Origin of the sequence: Stutzerimonas stutzeri, assembly GCF_002909485.1 — a bacterium.
Classification (GTDB): Bacteria; Pseudomonadota; Gammaproteobacteria; order Pseudomonadales; family Pseudomonadaceae; genus Stutzerimonas; species Stutzerimonas stutzeri_AH.
This window is the reverse complement of record NZ_PPXG01000003.1, coordinates 260,494-283,743: the sequence shown is the minus strand read 5'-3', so window position 1 is coordinate 283,743 and position 23,250 is coordinate 260,494. Positions and strand designations below refer to the sequence as shown.

General features: G+C 63.1%; 21 protein-coding genes. 13 read left to right on the top strand and 8 right to left on the bottom strand.

Annotated elements, in window-relative coordinates; genetic code table 11:
* Positions 1–3 precede the first annotated feature (3 nt).
* Together CXK91_RS08690 and CXK91_RS08685 are read right to left on the bottom strand one after the other, a co-directional pair.
* Complete coding sequence (locus CXK91_RS08690; RefSeq protein WP_103455760.1) at positions 4–1,014, bottom strand: class 1 fructose-bisphosphatase; 1,011 nt, start codon at positions 1,012–1,014, stop codon at positions 4–6.
* 182 nt (positions 1,015–1,196) lie between these two features.
* The gene (locus tag CXK91_RS08685; RefSeq protein ID WP_103455759.1) at positions 1,197–3,647 is read right to left on the bottom strand and encodes a glycogen/starch/alpha-glucan phosphorylase; all 2,451 of its coding nucleotides are present in this window, start codon (positions 3,645–3,647) and stop codon (positions 1,197–1,199) included.
* A gap of 205 nt (positions 3,648–3,852) precedes the next feature.
* On the opposite strand from CXK91_RS08685, the gene CXK91_RS08680 reads away from it, so the two are divergent.
* Complete coding sequence (locus CXK91_RS08680; protein WP_103455758.1) at positions 3,853–4,254, top strand: YkgJ family cysteine cluster protein; 402 nt, start codon at positions 3,853–3,855, stop codon at positions 4,252–4,254.
* A gap of 182 nt (positions 4,255–4,436) precedes the next feature.
* Entirely contained in the window at positions 4,437–4,889 is a 453-nt protein-coding gene (locus tag CXK91_RS08675) for a thioesterase domain-containing protein (protein WP_103455757.1), read from the top strand.
* A gap of 74 nt (positions 4,890–4,963) precedes the next feature.
* Here CXK91_RS08675 and cysQ read toward each other — a convergent pair whose 3' ends face one another.
* Positions 4,964–5,782, bottom strand: coding sequence for a 3'(2'),5'-bisphosphate nucleotidase CysQ (gene cysQ, locus CXK91_RS08670; RefSeq protein ID WP_103455756.1), 819 nt, complete (start codon positions 5,780–5,782; stop codon positions 4,964–4,966).
* The gene (gene nudE / locus CXK91_RS08665; protein WP_103455755.1) at positions 5,779–6,345 is read right to left on the bottom strand and encodes an ADP compounds hydrolase NudE; all 567 of its coding nucleotides are present in this window, start codon (positions 6,343–6,345) and stop codon (positions 5,779–5,781) included. The genes cysQ and nudE overlap by 4 nt, the downstream gene beginning before the upstream one ends.
* Before the next feature lie 120 nt (positions 6,346–6,465).
* Between nudE and yrfG the strand changes: the two genes are divergently transcribed.
* The 4 genes from yrfG (at position 6,466) to CXK91_RS08645 (ending at position 11,469) form a co-directional block, all read left to right on the top strand.
* Positions 6,466–7,146 carry a GMP/IMP nucleotidase gene (gene yrfG / locus CXK91_RS08660; RefSeq protein WP_103455754.1) on the top strand — a complete coding sequence of 227 codons (681 nt, stop codon included), beginning with the start codon at positions 6,466–6,468 and terminating at the stop codon, positions 7,144–7,146.
* Between the two features lie 166 nt (positions 7,147–7,312).
* Positions 7,313–9,880 carry a PAS domain-containing protein gene (locus tag CXK91_RS08655; RefSeq protein WP_103455753.1) on the top strand — a complete coding sequence of 856 codons (2,568 nt, stop codon included), beginning with the start codon at positions 7,313–7,315 and terminating at the stop codon, positions 9,878–9,880.
* A gap of 91 nt (positions 9,881–9,971) precedes the next feature.
* Positions 9,972–10,823: a formate dehydrogenase accessory sulfurtransferase FdhD gene (gene fdhD, locus CXK91_RS08650; protein WP_103455752.1), complete on the top strand. Its 852-nt coding sequence runs from the start codon at positions 9,972–9,974 to the stop codon at positions 10,821–10,823.
* Between the two features lie 184 nt (positions 10,824–11,007).
* A complete protein-coding gene (locus tag CXK91_RS08645) occupies positions 11,008–11,469 on the top strand; it encodes a YMGG-like glycine zipper-containing protein (protein ID WP_103455751.1) in 462 nt (153 codons plus the stop codon).
* Positions 11,470–11,591: 122 nt separating this feature from the next.
* Here the strand turns inward: CXK91_RS08645 and CXK91_RS08640 are convergent, their stop codons facing one another.
* From CXK91_RS08640 to CXK91_RS08625, 4 genes are all read right to left on the bottom strand, one after another.
* Entirely contained in the window at positions 11,592–12,026 is a 435-nt protein-coding gene (locus CXK91_RS08640) for an acyl-CoA thioesterase (RefSeq protein ID WP_103455750.1), read from the bottom strand.
* A 59-nt stretch (positions 12,027–12,085) separates the two neighbouring features.
* Positions 12,086–13,249, bottom strand: coding sequence for an iron-containing alcohol dehydrogenase (locus CXK91_RS08635; RefSeq protein ID WP_103455749.1), 1,164 nt, complete (start codon positions 13,247–13,249; stop codon positions 12,086–12,088).
* A gap of 274 nt (positions 13,250–13,523) precedes the next feature.
* The gene (locus CXK91_RS08630) at positions 13,524–15,314 is read right to left on the bottom strand and encodes an acyl-CoA dehydrogenase C-terminal domain-containing protein (RefSeq protein ID WP_103455748.1); all 1,791 of its coding nucleotides are present in this window, start codon (positions 15,312–15,314) and stop codon (positions 13,524–13,526) included.
* 2 nt (positions 15,315–15,316) lie between these two features.
* On the bottom strand, positions 15,317–16,555 hold the full coding sequence (locus tag CXK91_RS08625) for a 3-hydroxyacyl-CoA dehydrogenase (protein WP_103455747.1): 1,239 nt from the start codon (positions 16,553–16,555) through the stop codon (positions 15,317–15,319).
* Between the two features lie 102 nt (positions 16,556–16,657).
* Here CXK91_RS08625 and CXK91_RS08620 point away from each other — a divergent pair, with 102 nt between their 5' ends.
* From CXK91_RS08620 to CXK91_RS08590, 7 genes are all read left to right on the top strand, one after another.
* Positions 16,658–17,557 (top strand): LysR family transcriptional regulator, encoded by a 900-nt coding sequence (locus tag CXK91_RS08620; RefSeq protein ID WP_103455746.1) that lies wholly within the window; start codon positions 16,658–16,660, stop codon positions 17,555–17,557.
* A 195-nt stretch (positions 17,558–17,752) separates the two neighbouring features.
* Positions 17,753–18,601: an STAS domain-containing protein gene (locus CXK91_RS08615; RefSeq protein ID WP_103455745.1), complete on the top strand. Its 849-nt coding sequence runs from the start codon at positions 17,753–17,755 to the stop codon at positions 18,599–18,601.
* Positions 18,601–18,963, top strand: coding sequence for an STAS domain-containing protein (locus tag CXK91_RS08610; protein WP_041015300.1), 363 nt, complete (start codon positions 18,601–18,603; stop codon positions 18,961–18,963). The genes CXK91_RS08615 and CXK91_RS08610 overlap by 1 nt, the downstream gene beginning before the upstream one ends.
* Positions 18,960–19,364 carry an ATP-binding protein gene (locus CXK91_RS08605; RefSeq protein ID WP_103455744.1) on the top strand — a complete coding sequence of 135 codons (405 nt, stop codon included), beginning with the start codon at positions 18,960–18,962 and terminating at the stop codon, positions 19,362–19,364. The genes CXK91_RS08610 and CXK91_RS08605 overlap by 4 nt, the downstream gene beginning before the upstream one ends.
* Positions 19,361–20,371 (top strand): ATP-binding protein, encoded by a 1,011-nt coding sequence (locus CXK91_RS08600; RefSeq protein ID WP_103455743.1) that lies wholly within the window; start codon positions 19,361–19,363, stop codon positions 20,369–20,371. The genes CXK91_RS08605 and CXK91_RS08600 overlap by 4 nt, the downstream gene beginning before the upstream one ends.
* Complete coding sequence (locus tag CXK91_RS08595) at positions 20,364–21,236, top strand: sensor histidine kinase (RefSeq protein ID WP_103455742.1); 873 nt, start codon at positions 20,364–20,366, stop codon at positions 21,234–21,236. The genes CXK91_RS08600 and CXK91_RS08595 overlap by 8 nt, the downstream gene beginning before the upstream one ends.
* Complete coding sequence (locus CXK91_RS08590) at positions 21,226–23,175, top strand: response regulator (protein WP_103455741.1); 1,950 nt, start codon at positions 21,226–21,228, stop codon at positions 23,173–23,175. Before CXK91_RS08595 ends, CXK91_RS08590 begins: the two co-directional genes overlap by 11 nt.
* Positions 23,176–23,250 lie beyond the last annotated feature (75 nt).

Genomic DNA, 23,250 nt, shown 5'->3' with positions numbered 1-23,250 from the left:
CGGTCAGCCCTGGTGATAGCCGGTAACGCGCTCGACTTCTTCCTTCGAGCCCAGGAATACCGGAACTCGCTGGTGCAGGGAGTCGGGCTGGATTTCCAGGATGCGTTGGGTACCAGTGGTGGCAGCGCCGCCCGCCTGCTCGACGATCATGGCCATCGGATTGGCCTCGTACATCAGGCGCAGCTTGCCAGCCATCGCCGGATCGCGGTTGTCGCGCGGGTACATGAACATGCCGCCACGGGTAAGGATGCGATGTACATCGGCAACCATCGAAGCGATCCAGCGCATGTTGTAGTTCTTAGCCAACGGCCCGTCCTCACCAGCCAGAAGCTCGCCGACATAACGCTGTACCGGCTCGTCCCAGTGGCGTTGGTTGGACATGTTGATGGCGAATTCGGCGGTGCTTTGCGGAACGCTCAGGTTTTCATGGGTGAGCACGAAGCTGCCCAGCTCGCGATCCAGAGTAAAGCCCATCACGCCGTGGCCGAGGGTCAGGACCAGCATGGTCTGCGGACCATAAATGGCATAACCGGCAGCGACTTGTTTGGTACCTGGCTGCAGGAAGGCTTCCTCGCCAAGCGCATCATTCTGACTGAAGCTCGCGTCCGGGCAGCGCAATACAGAGAAGATGGTGCCGACCGAAACGTTCACGTCGATGTTGCTGGAACCGTCCAGCGGATCGAAAACCAGCAGATACGCGCCCTTGGGGTACTTGCCAGGGATCTGATAGGCGTTGTCCATTTCCTCGGAAGCCATACCGGCCAGGTGGCCGCCCCACTCGTTGGCCTCCAGGAGGATTTCGTTGGAGAGCACGTCGAGCTTCTTCTGCACCTCGCCCTGAATGTTCTCACTGTCATTGCTGCCCAGCACACCGCCAAGGGCGCCCTTGGAGACCGCGTGGCTAATTTCCTTGCACGCTCGTGCCACGACCTCGATGAGAAAGCGCAGATCCGCGGGGGTATTGTTACTGCGAGTCTGTTCGATGAGGTAGCGGCTGAGGGTTACGCGTGACATGGAAATGACTCCGGAGGAAGGATAAACCCGCGCAGTTTAGCAGGCCGTAGGAAAACTAACTCCCCTCAGACAGGTCCGCCCCCTGCAGAGTTCAGCGCAGCGGCAGCCAGATTGCCAGCACGGCCGCCAGCCCGCACCAGCCGTGGCGGCGCGCCGAAGATCGACTTCGGCGCGCACCGCCATCAGATCACTTTCCAGATCTCGCGGGCGTACTCGCGAATGGTCCGATCGGACGAGAACCAGCCGGTGCGTGCCGTGTTCAACACGGACGAACGCCACCAGCGATCCGAGTCGCGCCAGCACTCTTCTACGTCCAGTTGCGCCTGCCAGTAGGCCTCGAAGTCGGCACAAACCATGAAGGTATCGTGCCAGCTGATGCCATCTACCAATCCGACATAGCGCCCCGGGTCGCCCGAAGAGAACGCGCCGCCACGAATCGCCGAGAGCACTTCGCTGAGTCGCGGCGAAGCAGCGATGATGGCTTCGGCGTTGTACTCGTTGGCTTGCTTGCGCGCATTCACCTGTGCGGCGGTGAGGCCGAAGATGAACATATGCTCCAGACCGATCTGCTCGCTCATCTCGACATTGGCGCCATCCAGCGTGCCGATGGTCAGTGCCCCGTTGAGGGCGAACTTCATGTTGCTGGTTCCCGAAGCTTCCAGGCCGGCGGTTGAAATCTGCTCGGACAGATCAGCCGCCGGAATGATGTCCTCGGCCAGGCTGACGTTGTAGTTGGGCAGGAATACCACCTTCAGCAGCCCGCGAACGGTGGGGTCAGCGTTGATGGTATTGGCGATGTCGTTGGTCAATTTGATGATCAGCTTGGCCTGGTGATAGCTGGCCGCCGCCTTGCCGGCGAATATCTTCACCCGCGGCACCCAGTTGCCGCCCGGGTCGGAGCGAATCGCCTGGTACAACGCAACGGTGTGCAGCAGATTGAGCAGCTGGCGCTTGTACTCGTGGATGCGTTTGACGTGCACATCGAACAGCGCCGTCGGGTCGACGCTGATGCCCAGCCGCTCTTGGATCACGTTGGCCAGGTGGCGCTTGCTGGCCAGCCGCTGCTCGGCGAAGCGCTGACGGAAATGCGCCTGCTCGGCGTAGGGTTCGAGGTCGCGCAGGCGCGTCTCCGGTGCATCGAGCACCTCCTCGCCAAGGTGCTCCACGAGCAGCCGGGTCAACTCAGGATTGGCCTGGTAGAGCCAGCGGCGGAAGGTGATTCCATTGGTCTTGCTGTTGATCCGCTGCGGATACAGGCTGTGCAGATCGGTGAAAACGGTCTTGCGCATCAACTGGGTGTGCAGTCCGGAAACGCCATTGGTGCTGTGTGAGCCGAGGAACGCCAGATTACCCATGCGCACGCGACGGCCGTGGTCTTCCTCGATCAACGACACCGAGCGCAGCAGTTCGGCATCCTGAATGCCGCGTTCGCGCAGCTGGTCGAGATGGTGGGCGTTGATCAGATAGATGATCTGCATGTGTCGCGGGAGCAGGCGCTCCATCAAGCCTACCGGCCAAGTTTCCAACGCCTCGGGCAACAGCGTGTGGTTGGTGTAGGACAGCGTCGCCGTCGTCAGCCGCCAGGCATGCTGCCACTCGTAACTGTGGACGTCGACCAGCAGTCGCATCAGCTCAGCCACGGCAATGGCCGGATGGGTGTCGTTGAGCTGGATGGCGGTGTACTCCGGCAGGCTGTCCAGCGAGCCGCGCTGCTTGATGTGGCGGCGCAGAAGATCCTGCAGCGAGGCGGCGACGAAGAAATACTCCTGGCGCAGGCGCAACTCCTGGCCGGCCTCGGTGCTGTCGGCGGGATAGAGCACGCGCGAAATGCTTTCGGCACGGGCCTCTTCCGCCGCGGCACCGATATGGTCGCCGGCATTGAAACGCGCCAGGTGAAAATCCGCCTCCGGGCGTGCACGCCAAAGGCGCAAGGTGTTCACCCCGGCGCCACGCCAGCCGACGATCGGCGTGTCATAGGCGATCGCTCGCACGCCCTCGGCCCAATGCCAGAAATGCTGCACTTCGCCCTTCTCGTTGGTGGTCGCCGTGACATTGCCACCGAAACCGATCAGGTACTTGACCTCGGAGCGCTCGAACTCCCAGGGGTTGCCGAAATCCAGCCAGGTTTCGGTCTGCTCGTGCTGCCAGCCATCGACGATAGCCTGGCGAAACAGGCCATGGTCATAGCGGATGCCGTAGCCGTGGGACACCACGCCGAGGGTCGCCATGCTCTCCATGAAACAGGCGGCGAGGCGACCTAGACCACCGTTGCCCAGCGCTGCGTCAGGCTCCAGCAGACGGATGCGGTCGATATCCACATCGAGCCCGGCCAGTGCCTCGCGGGCGACATCGAACAAACCCAGGTTGCTCAGGCTATCGACCAGAAGCCGGCCGATCAGAAATTCCAGCGAGAGGTAATAGACCCGCTTCTGCCCACCGGTATAAGCATCACGGGTGCACTCCATCCAGCGGTCGATGGTGCTGTCGCGCGTGGCCAGGGCTACCGCATGGAACCAGTCGTAATCGGAGGCGTTCTCCGGGTCCTTGCCCACCGAATAGGTGAGCTTGCGCAACACCCGCTCACGGAAAGCGGCAACTTCTTCGGCGGTGGCAATGGCTGATTCCTGCGTCATGGACAGACCTCGGTTAGCGAAGACACACAAGAGGGACTCGCGGCAGACGCGCCCGTTCACCTCCGTTAAAACGTTCCTGAAAGGTTTGCAGGTTTCCTTTACATCTGCGCTACCGCCTGTCCGGTCACCACCGCCGTCGGAAGGCACTGGTAATCGTCGGGCGACTCGCTATGATCCGCGCGCCTCAATTGTCCGAAGACAGCCCGTGAAGAACAAAGTGATCGCCTCCGCCGACCCGGAACGCCTGGAAACCTGGGTGCGTTATAGCGCCGGCCTGTGCCGAGACTGCCATGCAACCTGCTGCACGCTGCCGGTAGAGGTGCGCATCGATGACCTGATCCGCCTGGAGCTCGTCGATGCCTTCGAGCGCGACGAGCCGGCGAAGAACGTCGCCAAGCGCCTGAGCAAAGCCGGTATCGTCGAACACTTCAATCACAAGCATGAGATCTTCACGCTGACACGCCTGACCAATGGCGACTGCCTCTACCTGGACCACAAGACCCGCCTTTGCACGGTCTATGCCAAGCGCCCGGACACTTGTCGCAACCACCCGCGCATTGGTCCGCGCCCGGGTTACTGCGCCTACCGAAGCAAAACCGCTGGCTAATTCGGCGCACCATCGAGCATCGCTGCAGCCCCCAAAAGCACTGATCCGGATCACCCGCAGCGCAGGCGCGGCGCGGCCTCTGTCGGCCTTGCAAATGGCGAGAACGGACTGGCCAAAGCGTGACTCAGGAGTCATGCTTGGCGTCTGTCTGTATCTTCGTAACGTTTAGGAACCTCCCCGGCATGAGCCGCGATAGCCGCTACCTGGAAGCCATCCTCCATCACGACATCCCGCTGACCCGATCACTCGGGCTGCGCGTCGAGCAGTGGAAAAACCACGAGTTGCGCCTGCAGGTACCACTGCAGCCGAACATCAATCACAAGAGCAGCATGTTCGGTGGCAGTCTGTATTGCGCTTCGGTGCTGGCAGGCTGGGGCTGGCTGCATCTGCGCCTGCGCGAGGCGGGCATCGAGGACGGCCACATCGTCATTCACGAAGGGCAGATCGAATATCCGCTGCCCGTGGTGGACGATGCGATAGCGATATGCTCAGCACCAAGCCCCGAGGCCTGGGAGCGTTTCGAGTCCATCTATCGCCGACGCGGCCGTTCGCGCCTGGAGCTGAAGAGCCGCATCCTCGCGGCCGACGGCCGTGATGCCGTACGCTTCACCGGGCAGTTCGTACTGCACAAATAAGCGAAGGATTGCATTGCACGCGTCTGCGGCGGCTTGCTTAGTCGGCAATGCCCGCTCAAGGCAGGCGCGCCGGGTTACTCGCGATTGGCCAGTTCGATCAGCCAGTCGCGCCAATCGACGCCCTTGGGCAGAGCCAGGAATGACGGGTTCAGGTAGGTTTCCCGTGCCTCGTAGCGCAACGCCGCACCGCTGACATCCAGCACTTCCCCGCCGGCGCCTTCCAGGACACCCTGCGCTGCAGCCGTATCCCATTGCGAGGTGGGCGCCAGGCGCGGATAGCAATCGGCGGCTCCTTCGGCCAGCAGACAGAGCTTCAGCGAACTGCCCACATTGACCAGTGTCAGCTCACCGAAACGCTCACCCAGACGGCTCAAAAGCTGCTCCTGCGCGGGACTGCTGTGACGCCGGCTGGCGACCACCGTGAAGGCGTCTGCATGCTGCTGACGCACGCGCAACGGTTCCGTCGCGCCGGACGTCTCGCTGCACCAGGCGCCGAAGTCCTCACCACCGTAGTAACAGCGCCCGGAGGCTGGTATCCCAACCACACCGAAGCGCACCTTGCCTTCTTCGATCAGCGCGACGTTGACGGTGAACTCATCGCTGCCGGCGATGAATTCCTTGGTGCCATCCAGCGGGTCGACCAGCCACCAGCGCGTCCAACTGGCGCGCTCGGCCAGCGGCACCTCGCAATCCTCCTCCGAGAGCACCGGGATGCCGCTATCCAATGCGCGCAGCCCGTCCACCAGAACCTGGTGCGCGGCCATGTCCGCCACCGTCACCGGTGATTCGTCAGCCTTGGCCTGCACCACCAGCTCGCTGCGCCAGTGCGGCAGGATTGCGTCGCCGGCCTGACGCACCAGATCGATGACTGAGGACAGATAAGGATGGCTCATTGACCGAACTCTCCGCGCTGGGTCAGAAGGTCCCTGGCCAGATAAAGCGCGGCCAGCGCACGACCTTCGCTGAACTGAGGATGCTGGATCAGGCTCGACAGCTCATGCAGGCTCACCTGCTCAAGGCGCATCGGCTCGGGCTCGTCACCAGGCAACTGTTCGGGATAGAGATCGCGAGCCAGCACCACCTGGATCTTCTGGCTCATGTAGCCCGGCGACAGCGACAGTTCGGTCAGCAGCTCCAGACGACGCGCGCCGAAACCGGCCTCCTCCTTGAGCTCGCGGTTGGCCGCTTCTAGAACGTCTTCACCCGGCTCGATCAGGCCCTTGGGTAGCGACAGCTCATAGCTGTCGGTTCCGCCGCAGTATTCCTCGACCAACAGCGCATTCTCCGCGTCGGCCAGCGCCACGATCATCACCGCGCCGTAGCCGCTGCCCTTGCCAACCAGGCGTTCGTATGTACGCTCGACGCCGTTGGAAAAGCGCAGTTGCAGCTCCTCGACACGGAACAGGCGGCTGCTGGCGACGATCTCACGGGCTAGCACAGTGGGTTTCTGGCGCATGGGGAACTCCTGGAAACGCGAGCAGCTATCATAACCCGGCTTTTTGCGCTGGCCGCGAGTGCTTTGCGACCAACTGACCGCTGCCGCCCTTCCTCATCCACCGCCACCCCGAGCCTGCCCATGACTGCCAATCCGCCTTGGTCCGAAATCGATACCGTTCTGCTCGACATGGACGGCACGCTGCTGGATCTCCACTTCGACAATCATTTCTGGCTCGAACTGTTGCCGCAACGCTACGCCGAACTGCACGGTATCAGCCGTGCCATGGCCGAGCTGGAGCTGGCACCATTGTTTAACGAACACGTCGGCAAGCTCACCTGGTATTGCCTGGATTACTGGACCCGCGAACTCAACTTGCCGATTCGCGAGATGAAGCGCGAGATCGCCGAGCTGATCGCACTGCGCCCTTCGGCCGACGAATTTCTCGCCGCGCTGCGCGAGTCAGGTAAGCGCGTGGTGCTGATCACCAATGCCCACCGCGACTCGTTGTCGCTGAAGCTGGAAAAGATCGAGCTGGCACCGTGGTTCGATCGGCTGATCAGCTCGCACGATTATGGCTACCCTAAAGAGGAGCCGCAGTTCTGGTATGCATTGCGTCAGGATCTGGATTTCGACCCGGCGCGCGCGCTATTCATCGACGACAGCTTGCCGATCCTGCGCAGTGCCAGACACTTCGGCATCGCTCATTTGCTGGCAGTGCGCGAGCCGGACAGCCGCCGCGCACCCAAGGATACTGAGGAGTTTGCCGCGGTCGGCGACTACCTCGACCTTGCCAGCAGCCTTCGCAACGCCCTGGCGTGACGGCTGGCGCTGCCGTCCGGCAGCCGGAAGCTTTACACTACGCAACAGTTGCCGTCGGCGGAAACCGGCTCAGGAAGAGCCAGGGTCGACGCACATTGAAACAGCGAAGCTGTGGCGTAGCTGCCAACGCTCGTAGTTAAGCCACGGATGATCGATAGGAAGCAACATGGCAGCAGTAGGCGCCCAACTCTGGCCCCACAGTCACAGCGAGATGAGCGAGCGGATTCGCCGGTACGACTGGGGCGCGACTGCGCTGGGCACGCCCGATACCTGGCCGGCCTCGCTGCGCTTGCTACTCGACACCATTCTCGAAGCACCTCTGCCGATGTGCATCCTCTGGGGCGACCAGGCGCTGCAGCTGTATAACGATGCCCACGCGGCACTGATCGGCGATCGTCACCCCGGCGAACTCGGCCAGCCTGCCTGCCAGCGCTGGGGCGCAACCTGGGAGTTGCTCGATCCGGCCTGCGACAGCAAGCACCGAGGCGAAGCCCGGGTGCTGCGCAATCAGCAGCTGGCCATCGAGCGGGCGGGCCAGCTGGAAGAAGCCTGGTTCGATCTCGCCCTGAGCCCCATTCGCGACGCGCCACACAGTGTTGGTGGCCTGCTGCTGTGCCTCAGCGAAACCAGCGAACGGGTGCGCACCGAAACCCGCCTTTCGCAGACCGCCCTGCACTACAAGCTGAGCGCCGAGGTGCACCGCGCCAGCGAGCAGCGCCTGCAACTAGCACTGGAAGCCAGCGACCTGATCGGCATCTGGGACTGGGCCATCCATGCCAGCGAAATACCACCTGGCGCCGAGCTTTCACGAATCCTGCCCGTGGAGCAATCCGGGCCAAAGGGGCTGAGCAGCGAAGCCTTTTTCGAGCACGTCCACCCCGACGACGTGCCACAACTGCGAATGGCACTCGAGCGCTGTATCGCCGAACGCGGCAACCTCGACGTACGCTACAGACTTCAGCAGCCCGATGGCGAGACACGCTGGGCACTGGCCCGCGGCCGCTGCCACAGCGATGAGCAAGGCCGGCCGCTGCGTTTCCCCGGCGCGGTAATGAACATTACCCGTCAGCAAACCAGCGAAGACGCCCTGCGCCAGAGCGAAGCCGAACTGAAGATGGTCACCGACGCGCTGCCAGTGTTGATCGGCTATGTCGATGCAGAAGAGCGCTTTCGCTTCAACAATCGCTACTACTCCGACTGGTTCGGCCACTCGACCGAATGGCTGCTGGGCAAGACTGCACGCGAAGTGCTCGGCGAAAAAGGCTATGTCGAACGCCAGGCGAGCATTCGCGACGCGCTCGCCGGCAAGGACGTGACCTTCGAAGCCTACAGCCCGCACCGGGACGGGCAAATGCGCAGGATGCTGGTGCATTACCTGCCCCGTCGCGATGGTCGTGGAGCCGTACTGGGCTTCTTTGTCATGGCGCTGGATGTCACCGAACGCTGGCGCGCCGAACAGGCCCTGCGAGAACTCAACGAGACGCTGGAGAGCCGCATTCAGGAGCGCACCCAGGCGCTGGCGGAAGTCTACGAGCGGCTGCTCAAGGAAATGGCCAGCCGCGAACAGGCGCAGGAAGCACTGCGTCAGGCGCAGAAGATGGAAGCGGTAGGCCAGCTGACCGGCGGTATCGCTCACGACTTCAACAACATGCTGACCGGCATCATCGGCGGCCTCGACCTGATCCAGCGCTACATCCAGTCCGGCCGCCATGGCGAAACCCAGCGTTTTATCGATGCCGCCGTGACTTCGGCCAACCGTGCCGCGGCGCTGACCCACCGTCTGCTCGCCTTTGCCCGGCGCCAGCCATTGAATCTCAAGCGTGTCGAGCTGAACCAGTTGATCGAGTCGATGCACGACCTGCTCAGCCGCACACTGGGCAGCCATATCCAGATCCGCAATCAGCTGCAGGAACGGCTATGGCCCGTTTCCAGCGACGAGAACCAACTGGAAAGCGCGCTGCTCAATCTGGTCATCAACGCCCGCGATGCCATGGCCGACGGCGGCACCCTGCTGCTCGAAACCCGCAATACCGAACTGCAGCGACAAGGCGAAGTCGGCGATCTACCCGCAGGGCGTTACGTCATCCTGTGCCTGACCGACAGCGGCTGCGGCATGAGCGCCAAAGTGCTGGCCAGTGTCTTCGAACCATTCTTCACCACCAAGCCGATCGGCCAGGGCACCGGTCTCGGGCTATCGATGGTGTACGGGTTCACTCGCCAGGCGGGCGGCCATATCCAGATTGCCAGCGAGCCTGGCGAAGGCACGCAGGTCAGCCTGTATTTGCCCGTTTTCGAGGATCAGGCCGCCGCTGCGGTTGCTGCAGCGGCAATGGAGCCGGAGGGCACGCTGCATGCGCAACAGGGTGAAACCGTGCTGGTAGTCGAGGATGACCCTGCGGTGCGCCTGCTGGTCATCGACGTACTGCAGATGCTTGGCTATCAGGCGCTGGAGGCAGCTGACGGAAACGCGGCGATTCGCCTTCTCGAAAGCGCGCCTGCCATCGACATGCTGGTCACCGATGTCGGGTTGCCGGGCATGAATGGCCGCCAGCTGGCCGACGTCGCACGTCAACGGCATCCTGACCTGCCCGTGCTATTCATGACCGGTTACGCCAAGCAGGCTGCCAGTGCAGATTTTCTCGAGCCGGGCATGGACATGATCAGCAAGCCGTTCAACCTGGATGCGCTCGCTAAACGAGTGCGCGACATGCTGGCAGAGAACGACAAACGGTGAATCGTCCACGGCCGGCCGGGGTCATAACCCTATCTGCCGGCCTGCCTTCAGGCACGCCGGCCCTGCAGGATCATTAGGGACCCAGCTGCCGATGAACGCACCGTCTCGCCTGTCCGCTGGCTTTGCAGGTGCCACGCAACCTCCCAGCGGCGCCAGTCAGCGCTATTGCTACCAGCCCATCGACGAGGATGGGCAGTGCGCAGTCGACCTTGCCGAAGAGTGCGCTCTGGCAATTGCCTACAACGGGCTCAGCCAGGCGGTGATGATGATCTCGCCGGCCGATCTGGAAGATTTCGTGGTCGGTTTCAGCTTGGCCAATGGTTTCGTCGATTCGCTGGACGATATCTACGACATTCGTCTGCTCGGCCGGGGCAGCGCAAGGCGCGCCGAGCTGGAGATTTCCAGCCGCGCGTTCTGGCGCCTCAAGCAGCAGCGTCGCCAGCTACCGGGCACCAGCAGCTGCGGACTATGTGGTGTCGAAGCGTTGGAGCACGCGCTGCCCCGTCTTCCGGTAATGCCGGCGTCAGCGCTTCCGCCTTCGAGCTGGCTACAGGACCTGCGCCAACGTATCGAGGCATTTCAGCCGCTGGGCCGCGATTGCGGCGCAGTCCACGCAGCGCTGTTCATGGGTGCCAATGGAGAGATAAGCCTGGGCCGCGAAGATATCGGTCGACATAACGCTCTGGATAAGTTGATTGGCGCCATGGCCCGCTCCGGCTGCGTCGCCGATAGCGGCCTGGCTATCGTTACCAGCCGCTGCAGTCTGGAGTTGGTGCACAAGGTACAGCGAGCCGGCATTCCGACGCTGGTAAGTCTGTCCTCACCAACCGGGCTGGCCGCCCAATGGGCGCAGCGGCATAACCTTAATCTGATTCACCTACCGCACCACAGCCCACCGCGGGTCTACAGCCCCGCCGCGCCGCTATCCGCGCAATTTGATTAAGTATGGAGCGGGTTAATCTAGGCTCCACAAGCGAGCTGAGACCATCCGAAAAGCGCCCTAGTTCCCGAGCCAAATCAAAGAGTTAGCAAACGGGAACTGCATCACGCATTTCGTCGGGACGCTCTTGCCCGAAGCGGAACGGCACGTGAGGATCACGGCGCAATTCCACATATGGGATCACACCATGAAGTACGCCTCGATTTTCCTGTTGTCTTCCAGCCTGCTCAGCGGCGCGGCATTCGCCGGCAGCAACACTGAAGCCGCCGTCGGTGGCGCACTTGGCGGCGCTCTGGGCTCCGTGGTCGGCGAGCATCTGGGTGGCTCTACCGGTGCTGCGATCGGTGCAGGCGTTGGCGGAGCTGCGGGCGGCATGGTCGGCGCGGACAAACGCAGCCGCACCGAAGCGGCCATCGGCGGCGGCCTGGGCGCGGCGGGTGGCAACGTGATCGGCCAGCGTGTCGGCGGCAGCACGGGTGGTCTCATCGGTGCTGCGGTCGGAGGTGGAGCCGGCGGCGCCATCGGCAATGCCTACGGCGACGATGATGACTATCGCAATGATCGCCGCTACCGTGACGACCGCCGCTACTACGGGCATCCGGGCAAAGCCAAGGGGCACTACAAACATAAGCACAAGCATCGCCATTGAGTGGGCGCAGCTGCCCCGCCCTCTGGCTCAAACGATCTGTAGGGCGATCCAACTGGCCCACTGAACTGCACGGCCGAGCCTCGGCCGAGCCTCGGCCGTGCCACGCCCTCTAAGCTACACCGTCACACCTGCAATGCTTCCAGCGCCTGACGCAGCTCATCCGGGATCGGCGTGGGCCGATTGCTCGCGCGATCCACGAAGACATGCACGAAGCGGCCCGCTGCGCAGGCTTCGTCTTCGCCCTGCTTGAAGATCGCCAACTCGTACTGCACCGAACTGTTGCCCAGTTTTCGCACCCGCATGCCGACATCTAGCGCATCCGGAAAGGCAATGGAGGCGAAGTAGTCACAGGAGGAGCTGACCACGAAGCCAACCACGCCCCCTTCGTGGATATCCAGCCCGCCGCGCTCGATCAGATAGGCATTCACCGCGCTGTCGAAATAGCTGTAATAGACGACGTTATTCACGTGACCATAGATGTCGTTGTCGTGCCAGCGCGTGGTGATGGGCTGGAAGTGAAGGTAATCAGCGCGCAGGGGCTGCGGTTGTTCGGCCATTCGTAAAATCCTTGTTCAGCAGACCGGCACACCGCAGTCAATGGCGTGTGCCGACCGAATCAATAGGCAGCGCGATAGATCGCCAGCGCATCGGCTTCGGTGACTTCGCGCGGGTTGTTGACCAGCAGGCGCTGCTGCAGCATCGCCTCCTTGGCCAGCTGCGGCAGCATCTCCTCCGGCACGCCGGCATCGCGTAGACGAGTCGGCAGGCCGACGCGAGCGCTCATCTGCTCGAATTCCTCGATCAGCTGTTCGGCGTAGGTCGAAGGGTCATCCGTGCGCAGACGATCGCCGAGAATGATCGGCGCCAGCTCACCGTAATGCGTGGTCGCCGCGCTGACGTTGAAGCGCAACACCTGCGGCAACACCAGTGCGTTCGACAGCCCGTGCGGGATATGGAAATTGCCACCCAGTGGATAGGCCAAGGCATGCACCGCCGCCACCGGCGCATTGGCGAATGCCTGCCCGGCCAGGCAGGCGCCAAGCAGCATGGCCTGGCGTGCCTCGCGGTTGCTGCCGTTATGCACGGCCTCGTCGAGGTTGGCGGCCAGCAGGCGTAGCGCTTCGCGGGCCAACAGGTCGGACATGGGGTTTTTCTTCAACGCACTGGTGTAAGCCTCGATCGCGTGCACCATGGCATCGATGCCTGTCGCTGCGGTGACCGCAGGCGGCAATCCGAGGGTGAGATCGGCGTCGAGCAGCGCCAGATCGGGCAGCAGCAGAGTCGATACCACGCCCATCTTGGTGGTTTCGCCGGTGGTGATGATGGCGATCTGCGTGACTTCCGAGCCGGTGCCGGCGGTGGTCGGCACCTGGATCAGGGGCAGGCGCTGGCCTTTGGCGTTGCCGACACCATAGATGTCCTGCAGTGACTGGCCACAGGCCGGATGCGCCAGCAACGCCACCAGCTTGGCGACGTCCATGGAGCTGCCGCCGCCAAAGCCGATGATGAGATCGGCACCGCACGCTTTAGCCTGCTCGACCGCAGCCATCACGATATTTTCTGGCGGATCAGCGATGACCTGGTCGTAGACGGCGACCTGCAATCCTTCGGTCTCGAAGCCAGGCAATACTTCGTTGAGCAGGCCGAAACGGGTGATGCCCGGATCGGTGACGACCAATACGGAACGCGCGCCGCGCTCCTTGCAGAGGCTGGCCAAACGGCGAGAAGAGCCGGGCTCACAGATCAATTGAGCGGTTGTGGCAAAGCTGAACGGATGCATGCTGCCTCCTGATTGTTTTGTTTCGGCTTTGGCAAAGGCGGTCAAGTAAAAAAGCGCCCTCACCCCAGCCCTCTCCCGGAGGGAGAGGGGGTAGTTCTGTGTTGTAGCCCAGCACCGCGTCCTACCGTCACTCGTCAATTCTTCTCCCCACTGGGGAGAGGGTTGGGGCGTCCGGCTTAGGGGTGAAGGGAGCAAGGAATGGCCTCGGACAAAACTAGGCATCGCTAGTAAACCGACTTTGATCTACTGCGAGCCCCGCGCGGGTCAGCCTCACTCAAAACGCAAAATCCGCCTCAGGCAACGCCATCAAACACCCGGCACCACCCTGAATCGCTTCCCGATGCGCACTCGCCCGCGGCAGTAAACGGCGCAGGTAGAAATCCGCACTGGCCAGCTTGGCCTGATAGAACGCCTCTTCACCGCTGCCCTGCCCCAACGCATCCTGCGCGCGACCTGCCGCCTGCAGCCACAGCCCGGCCAACAGGACATAGGCCGAGTACTGGAGGAAATCCATCGACACTGCACCGATCTCCTGCGGATCGCGCCCTGTCGCCGCAATAATCTCGGCACTCAACTCGCGCCACTCGCCGATACGTGCCTGCACCTTGCTGGCCATCTCATGCAGTGCCGGCCGGTCGATCTGGCGGTCGCAAACCTCGCTGAATTCCGCCTGCAACGCGGACAGCTCCGCGCCGCCATCACCGAGCAGCTTGCGACGAATGTAGTCGAGCGCCTGGATACCATTGGTGCCCTCGTAGAGCTGGGTGATGCGGCTGTCGCGCATCAGCTGCTCCATGCCCCACTCGCGGATATAACCGTGCCCGCCATAGACCTGCACGCCGAGGCTCGCGACTTCCTGGCCCATATCGGTGAAGAAGGCTTTGACGATGGGTATCAGCAACGCAGCGCGCTTGCTTGCTGCCTTGCGATAGCTCGGCTCGGGATGGCCGTGCTCGAGGTCCAGCTGCCGGGCGCAGTAGGCGGCCAGCATGCGGCTGCCTTCGACCAGCGTCTTCTGCGTCAGCAGCATGCGGCGCACATCCGGGTGCACGATGATCGGGTCGGCCGGTTTGTCCGGGTGCTGCACGCCAGCCAGTCCGCGCGATTGCAGACGCTCACGGGCATAGGCGAGCGAACCCTGATAAGCCTGTTCAGCAATCCCGAGGCCCTGCAGGCCGACCTGGAAACGCGCGTCATTCATCATGGTGAACATGCACGCCAGGCCCTGGTTGGGCTCGCCGACGACCCAGCCGGTGGCGCCATCGAAGTTCATCACGCAGGTGGCCGCGCCCTTGATGCCCATCTTGTGCTCGATCGCACCGCAGGACAGCGCGTTACGCTCGCCTGGCGTGCCATCGACGTTGGCGATGAACTTGGGCACCAGCAGCAGGCTGATGCCCTTCACCCCGGCTGGCGCATCCGGCAGCCGCGCCAGCACCAGATGCACGATGTTCTCGCTCATGTCGTGCTCGCCGCCGGAAATGAAGATCTTGCTGCCGCTGACCTTGTAGCTGCCGTCCACTTGAGGCTCGGCCTTGGTGCGCAGCAGCGCGAGGTCGGTGCCGGCCTGCGGCTCGGTCAGGCACATGGTGCCGCTCCAGCTGCCGCTGACCAGCTTTTCCAGATAGGCGTTCTTCAGCTCGTCGCTGCCGTGCTTGTACAGCGCCAGCACCGCGCCCTCGGTCAGGCCCGAGTAGATGCGAAAGGACAGGGACGCCGCCATCAGCATCTCATGGAAATTGCAGGCTACCAATTGCGGAAAGCCCTGGCCGCCGTACTCGGTCGGCCCGGTCATGCTCGCCCAGCCGTTGTCGACGTACTGCCTGTACGCCTCGACGAAACCCTGCGGCGTGCGGACCTCACCGTTTTCCAGGGTTACGCCCTCTTCGTCGCTGTTGCGATTGAGCGGGGCGATCTCGCCGCCGGTATAGCGCGCGGCTTCTTCCAGCACGCCGTCGATCAGCTCGCGGTCCAGGCCGTTGCCGAGCAATTCGCAATGACTGGTGGCGTCGAACAGCTCGTGCAGCACGAAGCGCATGTCACGCAGGGGGGCCTTGTATTCCATGCTCAAGCCTCCTTCTTGTAGTCAGCGAAGCGGCCGCCGAGGGTGGCCGGGCTGTCGATCAGCTCGGCAGGCTTCCAGTGCTCGCCGTGTTGCTCGGCGAGGGCATTCAAGCGATCACGGATAGCGGGTAAGGCCTGACGATCGGCCCAGGTCATCGGCCCACCGACTTCGGCGGGGAAGCCGTAACCATAGAGGTAGACAGTGTCGATATCGGCGCTGGACTCAGCCATGCCTTCCTCGAGAATCTTCGCGCCTTCGTTAACCAGCGCCAGCAGGCAGCGCTCGAGGATTTCCTCACTGCCAATCTCGCGACGCTCATAACCGAGCCGCTCGGACTCACGCTGCACCAGCGCATCCACTTCCGGATCGTGCTCGGCCTGGCGGCTGCCCTCGGCGTAGCGGTAGTAGCCCATCCGCGACTTCTGGCCGAAGCGGCCCAGCTCGCAGAGACGGTTATCCACCTGCACCTCGGCTTCGTCCTGGTCCTTGCCGGCCAGCTCGCGGGCGCGCCACTCCAGGTCGATACCGACCACGTCGTACATACGGAACGGGCCCATGGCGAAGCCGAAGCCCTGCAGCGCGGCGTCCACCTGATGCGGGTAGGCGCCTTCGAGCAGCATCATCCGCGCCTCGCGCACGTAGGTGGCGAGCATGCGGTTACCGATGAAACCCTGGCAGTTGCCGGCGATCACGCTGACCTTGCCCATGCGCTTGCCAAGCTCGGTAGAAGCCTCGAGCACCGCTTTCGAAGTCTTCGCGCCGCGGACGATCTCCAGCAGTTTCATGATGTGCGCCGGGCTGAAGAAGTGCAGGCCCACGACCTGCTCCGGGCGCTTGGTGACGGCAGCGATGGCGTCGATATCCAGCGCCGAGGTGTTGCTGGCCAGAATGCCGCTCGGCTTCACGATGCCGTCCAGCTCGCGGAAGATCTTCTGCTTGAGTTCGAGGTTCTCGTAGACCGCCTCGATCACCAGATCCACGTCCGCCAGCGCCTGGTAATCGGCAGCCTTGGCGATACGCCCGCGCCGCGCGGTAGCTTCGGCCTCGTCGATGCGGCCCTGGCGCACATTGTGTGCGTAGGTGTCGGCCACCGCGCCCACTGCCTGCTCGAGCATCTCGGGATTGTTGTCCAGCCAGCGCACCTGCACGCCGGTGTTGGCCAGGCTCATGACGATTCCGCGGCCCATGGTGCCCGCGCCGATCACGGCGGCGGTCTGGATATCGAAGCGGGTTTGGCTCATTGCAGCTGTCCTCGTTGCAAGGCTGGAAAAACTGGAGACCAACCATAGACGAAGACGCTACTATTTTTGAAATTTAGTCTTGTGATGTTTCGAATTCACCAAATGAATATCTACAACTTCGACCTCAACCTGCTCCGCGTGCTGGACGCCCTGCTGCGCGAGCGCAACGTCTCTCGTGCCGCCGAGCGGCTGTCGCTCAGCCAGCCGGCGGTCAGTAATGCGCTCAATCGCCTGCGCGAATTGCTCGACGACCCCCTTCTGGTGCGTGCGGGGCGTGCCATGCAGCCGACGCCAAGGGCGCTGGCACTGGAAGCGCCGATCCGCCATGCGCTGCAGCAGATCGAGCACAGCCTGATTGCCGGCGAAGCCTTCGATCCGGCGCGCAGCCAGCAGCGCTTCCGCATCGCCGTGACCGATTATGTGGAGCTGATCTGCATGCCAGCGCTGATGCGGCGGCTGGCCGAGCACGCGCCAGGAATCCAGTTGGCCATCCAGCACCTGACGCCAACTCTACCGGTCGATGCGCTGGATAATGGCGAAGTCGACCTTGTACTCGGGCGCTTTCTCGAGGTGCCGTCGCGCTTTCACGTACGCCGCTGGGCCAGCGAGACGTTGCAGGTAGCAGTACGCCGCGACCACCCGCTGCTCAGGGCGGGGCTGGACCTGGAGAGCTTTCTGCGCCTGCGCCACCTGTGGGTGCATGGCGGCCAGACCCGCGGCATGGTCGACCAGTGGCTGGAGGCTCAAGGGCTTGAACGCAAGGTCGTCTACACCACACCGAACTACCTGCAGGCGGCCCACATCGTGGCCAGCAGCGACCTCGCCGCCGTACTGCCGACCCAGCTGGCACGCTATTTCGCCACCTTACTGCCGCTGCAAATCTTCGATCTGCCGTTCGATCTCGGCACCTTCGCGCTGGATATCGTCAGCGTCGCGCAGCGGCAGAACGACTCGGCGCTGCAATGGCTGACCGAGCAGATCGATGCCGTGGCGCCCAGCTGATTGCTCGTCCGGGTCCCGAATCTCTGCGTGTAGCTGATGCCCATTTGCTACTATCTCCCAGTTTTTTTGTCGGAAATACCGAAAAGCTGCCAAGCCACCGCTGGCACTGTGGAACATCGCCGCAAGGCGGGTATCTATTCCTATTAACGCGCCATGGTGAACATGGACGATCAAGCCAAATCTGGAGCTAGACCTATGGCGGCCCTGCTGCAACGCACACTCGACACCATCACCCGCAACCAGGCCGAACTGCTCAGCAGCTGGAAGTCCGACCTGCAAAGCCTCGGCGGCTATCACGCTGTCAAGCCCGAAGAGCTTGCTCAGCAGGCCGTCGACTTCGTCCGCCAGCTGATCAGCGGAACGGCAGACGGCTCTGCCGACATTCAAGGTCCGGCCTGGGATGGCATGCGTCTGTATCTGGAAAAGCTCTCGCGTAGCCGCGCACTGCTGGGTCTCGACTCGCAGCAGACCGCCGGTTTCATCTTCGCCATCAAGCGTCCGCTGATGACTCTGCTGCAGAGCGAGTACGCCAACGAGCCGGCGGTATTCGCCGAGCAGCTGTGGGCGGTATCCGAGCTAATCGACAGCCTCGGGCTGTACACCGTGCGCACTTTCCAGAAGTCCCGCGAAGAGGTGATCAAGCGCCAGCAGGAAGAGTTGCTGGAGCTGTCGACGCCGGTGGTCAAACTGTGGGACGGCGTACTCGCCCTGCCGATGATCGGCACCCTTGACTCGCAGCGTACCCAGGTAGTGATGGAATCGTTGCTGCAGCGCATCGTCGATACCGGTTCGGAAATCGCCATCATCGATATCACCGGCGTGCCGACGGTCGATACATTGGTGGCTCAGCATCTGTTGAAGACAGTCACCGCCATTCGCCTGATGGGTGCCGACTGCATCATCAGCGGCGTACGTCCGCAGATCGCACAGACCATCGTGCACCTGGGGCTGGACCTGCAAGGCATCGTGACCAAGGCCAGCCTGGCCGACGCCCTGGCACTGGCCCTGCGTCGTTCGGGCCTCACCGTGACGAAGGCCGTCTAATGGATCGCATACCCATTCTGCGGATGGGCGAGTTTCTGCTCGTCACCATCCAGGTCGATATGCACGACCAACTGGCGATGACCCTGCAGGACGACTTGGCCGAACGCATCAGTGCGACCTCGGCAAAGGCCGTGCTGATCGACATCTCCGCGCTGGACATGGTCGACTCCTTCATCGGTCGCATGATCGGCACCATCTCCGGTCTGTCGCGGATCATGGACGCCGAAACCGTGGTGGTCGGCATGCAGCCGGCCGTTGCGATCACCCTGGTAGAGCTCGGCCTTGAGCTTCCAGGCGTCAGCACAGCGCTGAACGTCGAACGAGGCATGCAATTGTTGCGTGCCCGCGTGGCCGCGCAATGATCGTGCGCAGCAACGGCAGCCAGCCGGTGCGCCTCGAGCAGGATGTCGTACTGGCACGGCAGACCGTGCGCAAGCTGACCCAGGAATGTGCCATGCGGCTGATCGACCAGACCAAACTGGTCACCGCCGTCAGCGAGCTGGCGCGTAACACGGTGGTCTACGGTGGTGGCGGCGACATGGACTGGCAGGTCATCGAGGACGGCGTACGCGTCGGTGTGCGCCTGACCTTCCGCGACGAAGGCCCTGGCATCGCAGACCTCAAGCTGGCCATGACCGATGGCTGGACATCCGGTAGCGGCCTTGGCCTGGGACTGACCGGCGCCAAGCGGCTGGTGGACGAGTTCGAACTCGACAGCACGGTTGGCGTGGGTACCCGTATCACCATCACGCGGTGGATATGAACATTCAGGGAAGCGTTACCCAGGTCCTGCTGATCGAAGACAACAGCCAGATCGGTCATGCCCGCCGGGTCGCCCAGCGGCTGGCCGAGCAGCATGGCTTCGACGCCACCGATGCCGGGCGCGTCGCGCTGCTGGTGACCGAACTGGGCAGTAACGTGCTCAAGCACGCCGGACGCGGCGAAATGCATCTGCGGGTGGTGCATGGACAAGAGGGGCGCGGTGTCGAGATCATCGCGGTCGACCGCGGACCGGGCTTCGACCTCGCGCAGTGCCTGACGGACGGTTTTTCTACCCGCGGCACCCAGGGCATAGGCCTCGGCGCGCTGGCCCGGCAGGCCCAGGTATTCGACGCCTATTCTGATGGCCGCGGCTCGGTGGTGCTGGCACAACTGTTTCCCCGCGGTGTGCAGCCGCCACAGTGGCGCGTCGGCGTAAGCCAACATCCCTATCCAGGCGAAACGGCCTGTGGTGACGTCTGGCACCTGGCCTTCGACGAGGCACGCTGCAGCGCACTGGTCATCGATGGCATCGGCCACGGCGAACTTGCTCAGCAAGCCGCTCGGGCGGGTGCCGAGGCGTTTGCAGAAACCCCTCTCGATTCACCGTTCACGCTGTTCAGTAACATGCATCAGGCGATGAACGGCAGTCGCGGCGGTGCGGCGGCCATCGCGCACTTCGACGGCCACCGCCAGACGCTGGATTTCGCCGGCATCGGCAATATCGGCGCCAGCCTGATCGGCAGCGAAGGCTCGCGCGGCCTGGCTTCGCACCCCGGCATCGTCGGCGTGCGCTTTCGCAAGGCGCATGTCTTCGACTACCCCCGGGGCGATGCTCAGCTGCTGGTGCTCTACAGCGACGGTCTGCAATCGCGCTGGAACCTGCGCGACTACCCTGGGCTGGTTCATCGTCATCCGGCCATCGTCGCCGCTCTGTTGCATCGGGACTTCTGTCGCGGTCGCGACGACGTGACCGTGCTGGCGCTCAATCTGGAGGCTTCCCGTGGCTGATCCGACGTCCCCCGAATCCGACTACGCCGGCCAGCTCGAGCAACTGCGCCATGCAAACGAATCGCTGCGCGCCGAGCTCGAAGAAACTAATCAGGGTGTGCTGGCGCTGTATGCCGAGTTGGACACCCAAGCCGAGCAACTACGCCAGGCCTCGGACCTGAAGAGCCGCTTCTTGTCATACATGAGCCACGAGTTCCGCACGCCGCTGGGGTCGATACTCAGCATTACCCGCCTGCTCAGCGACGAACTGGACGGGCCGCTGAGTGAGGAGCAGCACAAGCAGGTGCGCTTCGTCAGCTCAGCGGCAAGCGAACTGAGTGAAATGGTCGATGATCTGCTCGACCTGGCCAAGATCGAGGCCGGGCGCGTGAGCATTTCCCCGGCCTGGTTCGACATGCTCGACCTGTTCTCGGCGCTGCGCGGCATGTTTCGCCCCATCGTCGAAGGCTCGCCGGTGGACCTCATCTTCGAAGAGCCGGACGGCATTCCACGGCTCTATACCGATGACAAAAAGCTCGCACAGATTCTGCGCAACTTCATTTCTAACGCGGTGAAGTTCACGCCACAGGGTGTGGTGCGCGTGTCGGCGCGAATGGAAAACCCGCAGCAGGTCCGCTTCGCCGTCTGCGACACGGGTATCGGCATCGCCCCCGAGCTGCACGACCGCCTCTTCGAGGACTTCGCCCAGGTCGATTCGCCACTGCAGAAGCGCCTGCGTGGTACCGGCCTTGGCCTGGCGCTGTGCAAGCGTTTTGCTGAACTGCTCGGTGGCCGGGTCGGCCTGGAAAGCGAGCCGGGCAAGGGCTCCGAGTTCTTCGTCATCCTCCCGCTAGCGATCCAACCGGAGCGATCCGATGGAACGTAAAAGCCTTCTACTGATAGTCGATGACAACGCCACGACGCGCTATGCGATGCGTCGGGTGCTGGAGCGCCACGGCTATCAGGTCCTGGAAGCGGGTACCGGCAGCGAAGGGCTGGAACTGGTCAGCAACGCCATACCGGATGCGCTGATCCTCGACGTCAACCTGCCTGATATGAGCGGCTTCGACATCGCCCGCCAACTACGCGCCGACCCGAACACCGCGCTGTTGCCGCTGATTCACGTTTCAGCCGCATCCATCGAGACCAACGACATCATCACCGGACTCGATGCCGGTGGAGATGCCTATCTGATCCATCCGGTCGATCCAGATGTGCTGCTGGCGACCCTGCGCACGCTGTTGCGCGTACGCGACACCGAGCGCGCGCTGCGTGACAGCGAAGCACGCTTCCGGGAAATCTTCTTTCATGTCGCCGCGCCCATTGCGGTACTCGATGCCGAACTGCAGCTCCATGAATGCAACCATGCGTTCGAACTGCTGATTGGCGCCGTCAGCCCTTCTTCTCCCCTGTCGCAAAGCGTCGCTGACGGCCAGGAAGAGATACTCGCTGAACTACGTGCGCATCTGCAGGCTGGCGAGCGCTGGCGCACGCCGCTGCAGATGCGCGTCAATGGCGAAACGCGTGAGACCGAATGGCAGATTTCTCCGTACCGCGCCCAGGGTCTGGGCCTGGTGTTCGTCGAGGACGTCACCGCGCAACGCCACCGCGAACGCGCTCAAAGGCAGGAAATCGCGACCACCACCAGCCAGCTCGCCCATGAGGTCGCCGAGCGGGCGCGCACCGAAGAACAGTTGCTTCAGGTGCAGAAGATGGACGCCCTGGGCAAGCTCACGGGCGGCATTGCCCACGACTTCAACAACCTGCTCACCGGCATCATCACCGGTATCGAGCTGATGAAGCAGCGCATCATCGAAGGCCGTGCCGATAGCGTGCTGCGCTTTGCCGATGCATCGCTCAGCTCGGCGCGCAGTGCGGCGTCGCTGACCAATCGCCTGCTGGCATTCGCCCGCAAACAGCCACTCGACGCACGGGCACTGGACCTCAACGAGCGCATCCGCTCACTGGAAGACCTGCTGCGGCGCACGATCGGCGAACGCATCACGCTGACGTTCGACTTCACTGACGAGCCCGCGGTGGCCCGCGTGGACGTCAGCCAGTTCGAGAGCGCCCTGCTCAACCTGGTGATCAACGCCCGCGACGCGCTGCCCAAAGGTGGGCATATCCGCATCAGTACGTTCCCATCGGACGGCAGTGAGAAGCCGGAACTCGCCGCAGGGCGCTATATCGGCCTGTGCGTCAGCGATGACGGCACGGGCATCGAGCCCAGTGTGCTGGACAAGGTTTTCGATCCGTTCTTCACCACCAAGCCCCAGGGTCGCGGCACGGGCCTGGGCCTGTCCAGCATCTACGGGTTTGCCTTGCAGTCAGGTGGCGACGCGAGCATCCGCAGCACGCTCGGTGCGGGGACGAAGGTTACCCTGCTGCTGCCCGCCGCCAACGGCGAACAGGCAGCGACGCCCACCGCTGTGCTCGATGGCTCGGCACGCCTGGTCGGCCATGAGCACGTGCTGGTGGTGGAAGACATGCCCAGCGTCCGCATGCTGATCGCCGAGACGCTTATCGAGGCGGGATACCGGTGCAGCCAGGCAGGTGACGTGGAGACTGCGCAATCCCTGCTAGAGGCCGACCCGTCAATCGATCTGCTATTGACCGACGTCGGGCTGCCCCGCCTCTCAGGGCGTCAGCTGGCCGAATGGGCACGCCGCGAGCGCCCGACGCTGCCGGTGGTGCTTATGACCGGCTATGCAGAGAACGCATCGAGTCGCGAGGGCTTCATAGAGGAGCGCATGGACCTGGTGCTCAAGCCGTTCGAAGGCGCTGACCTGCTGATAAAGATCCGCGGCCTGCTCGATGCTGGCTGAACATTTCGGTGCCATCTGAAGCAGCGTGTTAAAGACAGGCCTCGGATGCTGAACCCGCTTTTTCCTAGGCAACAA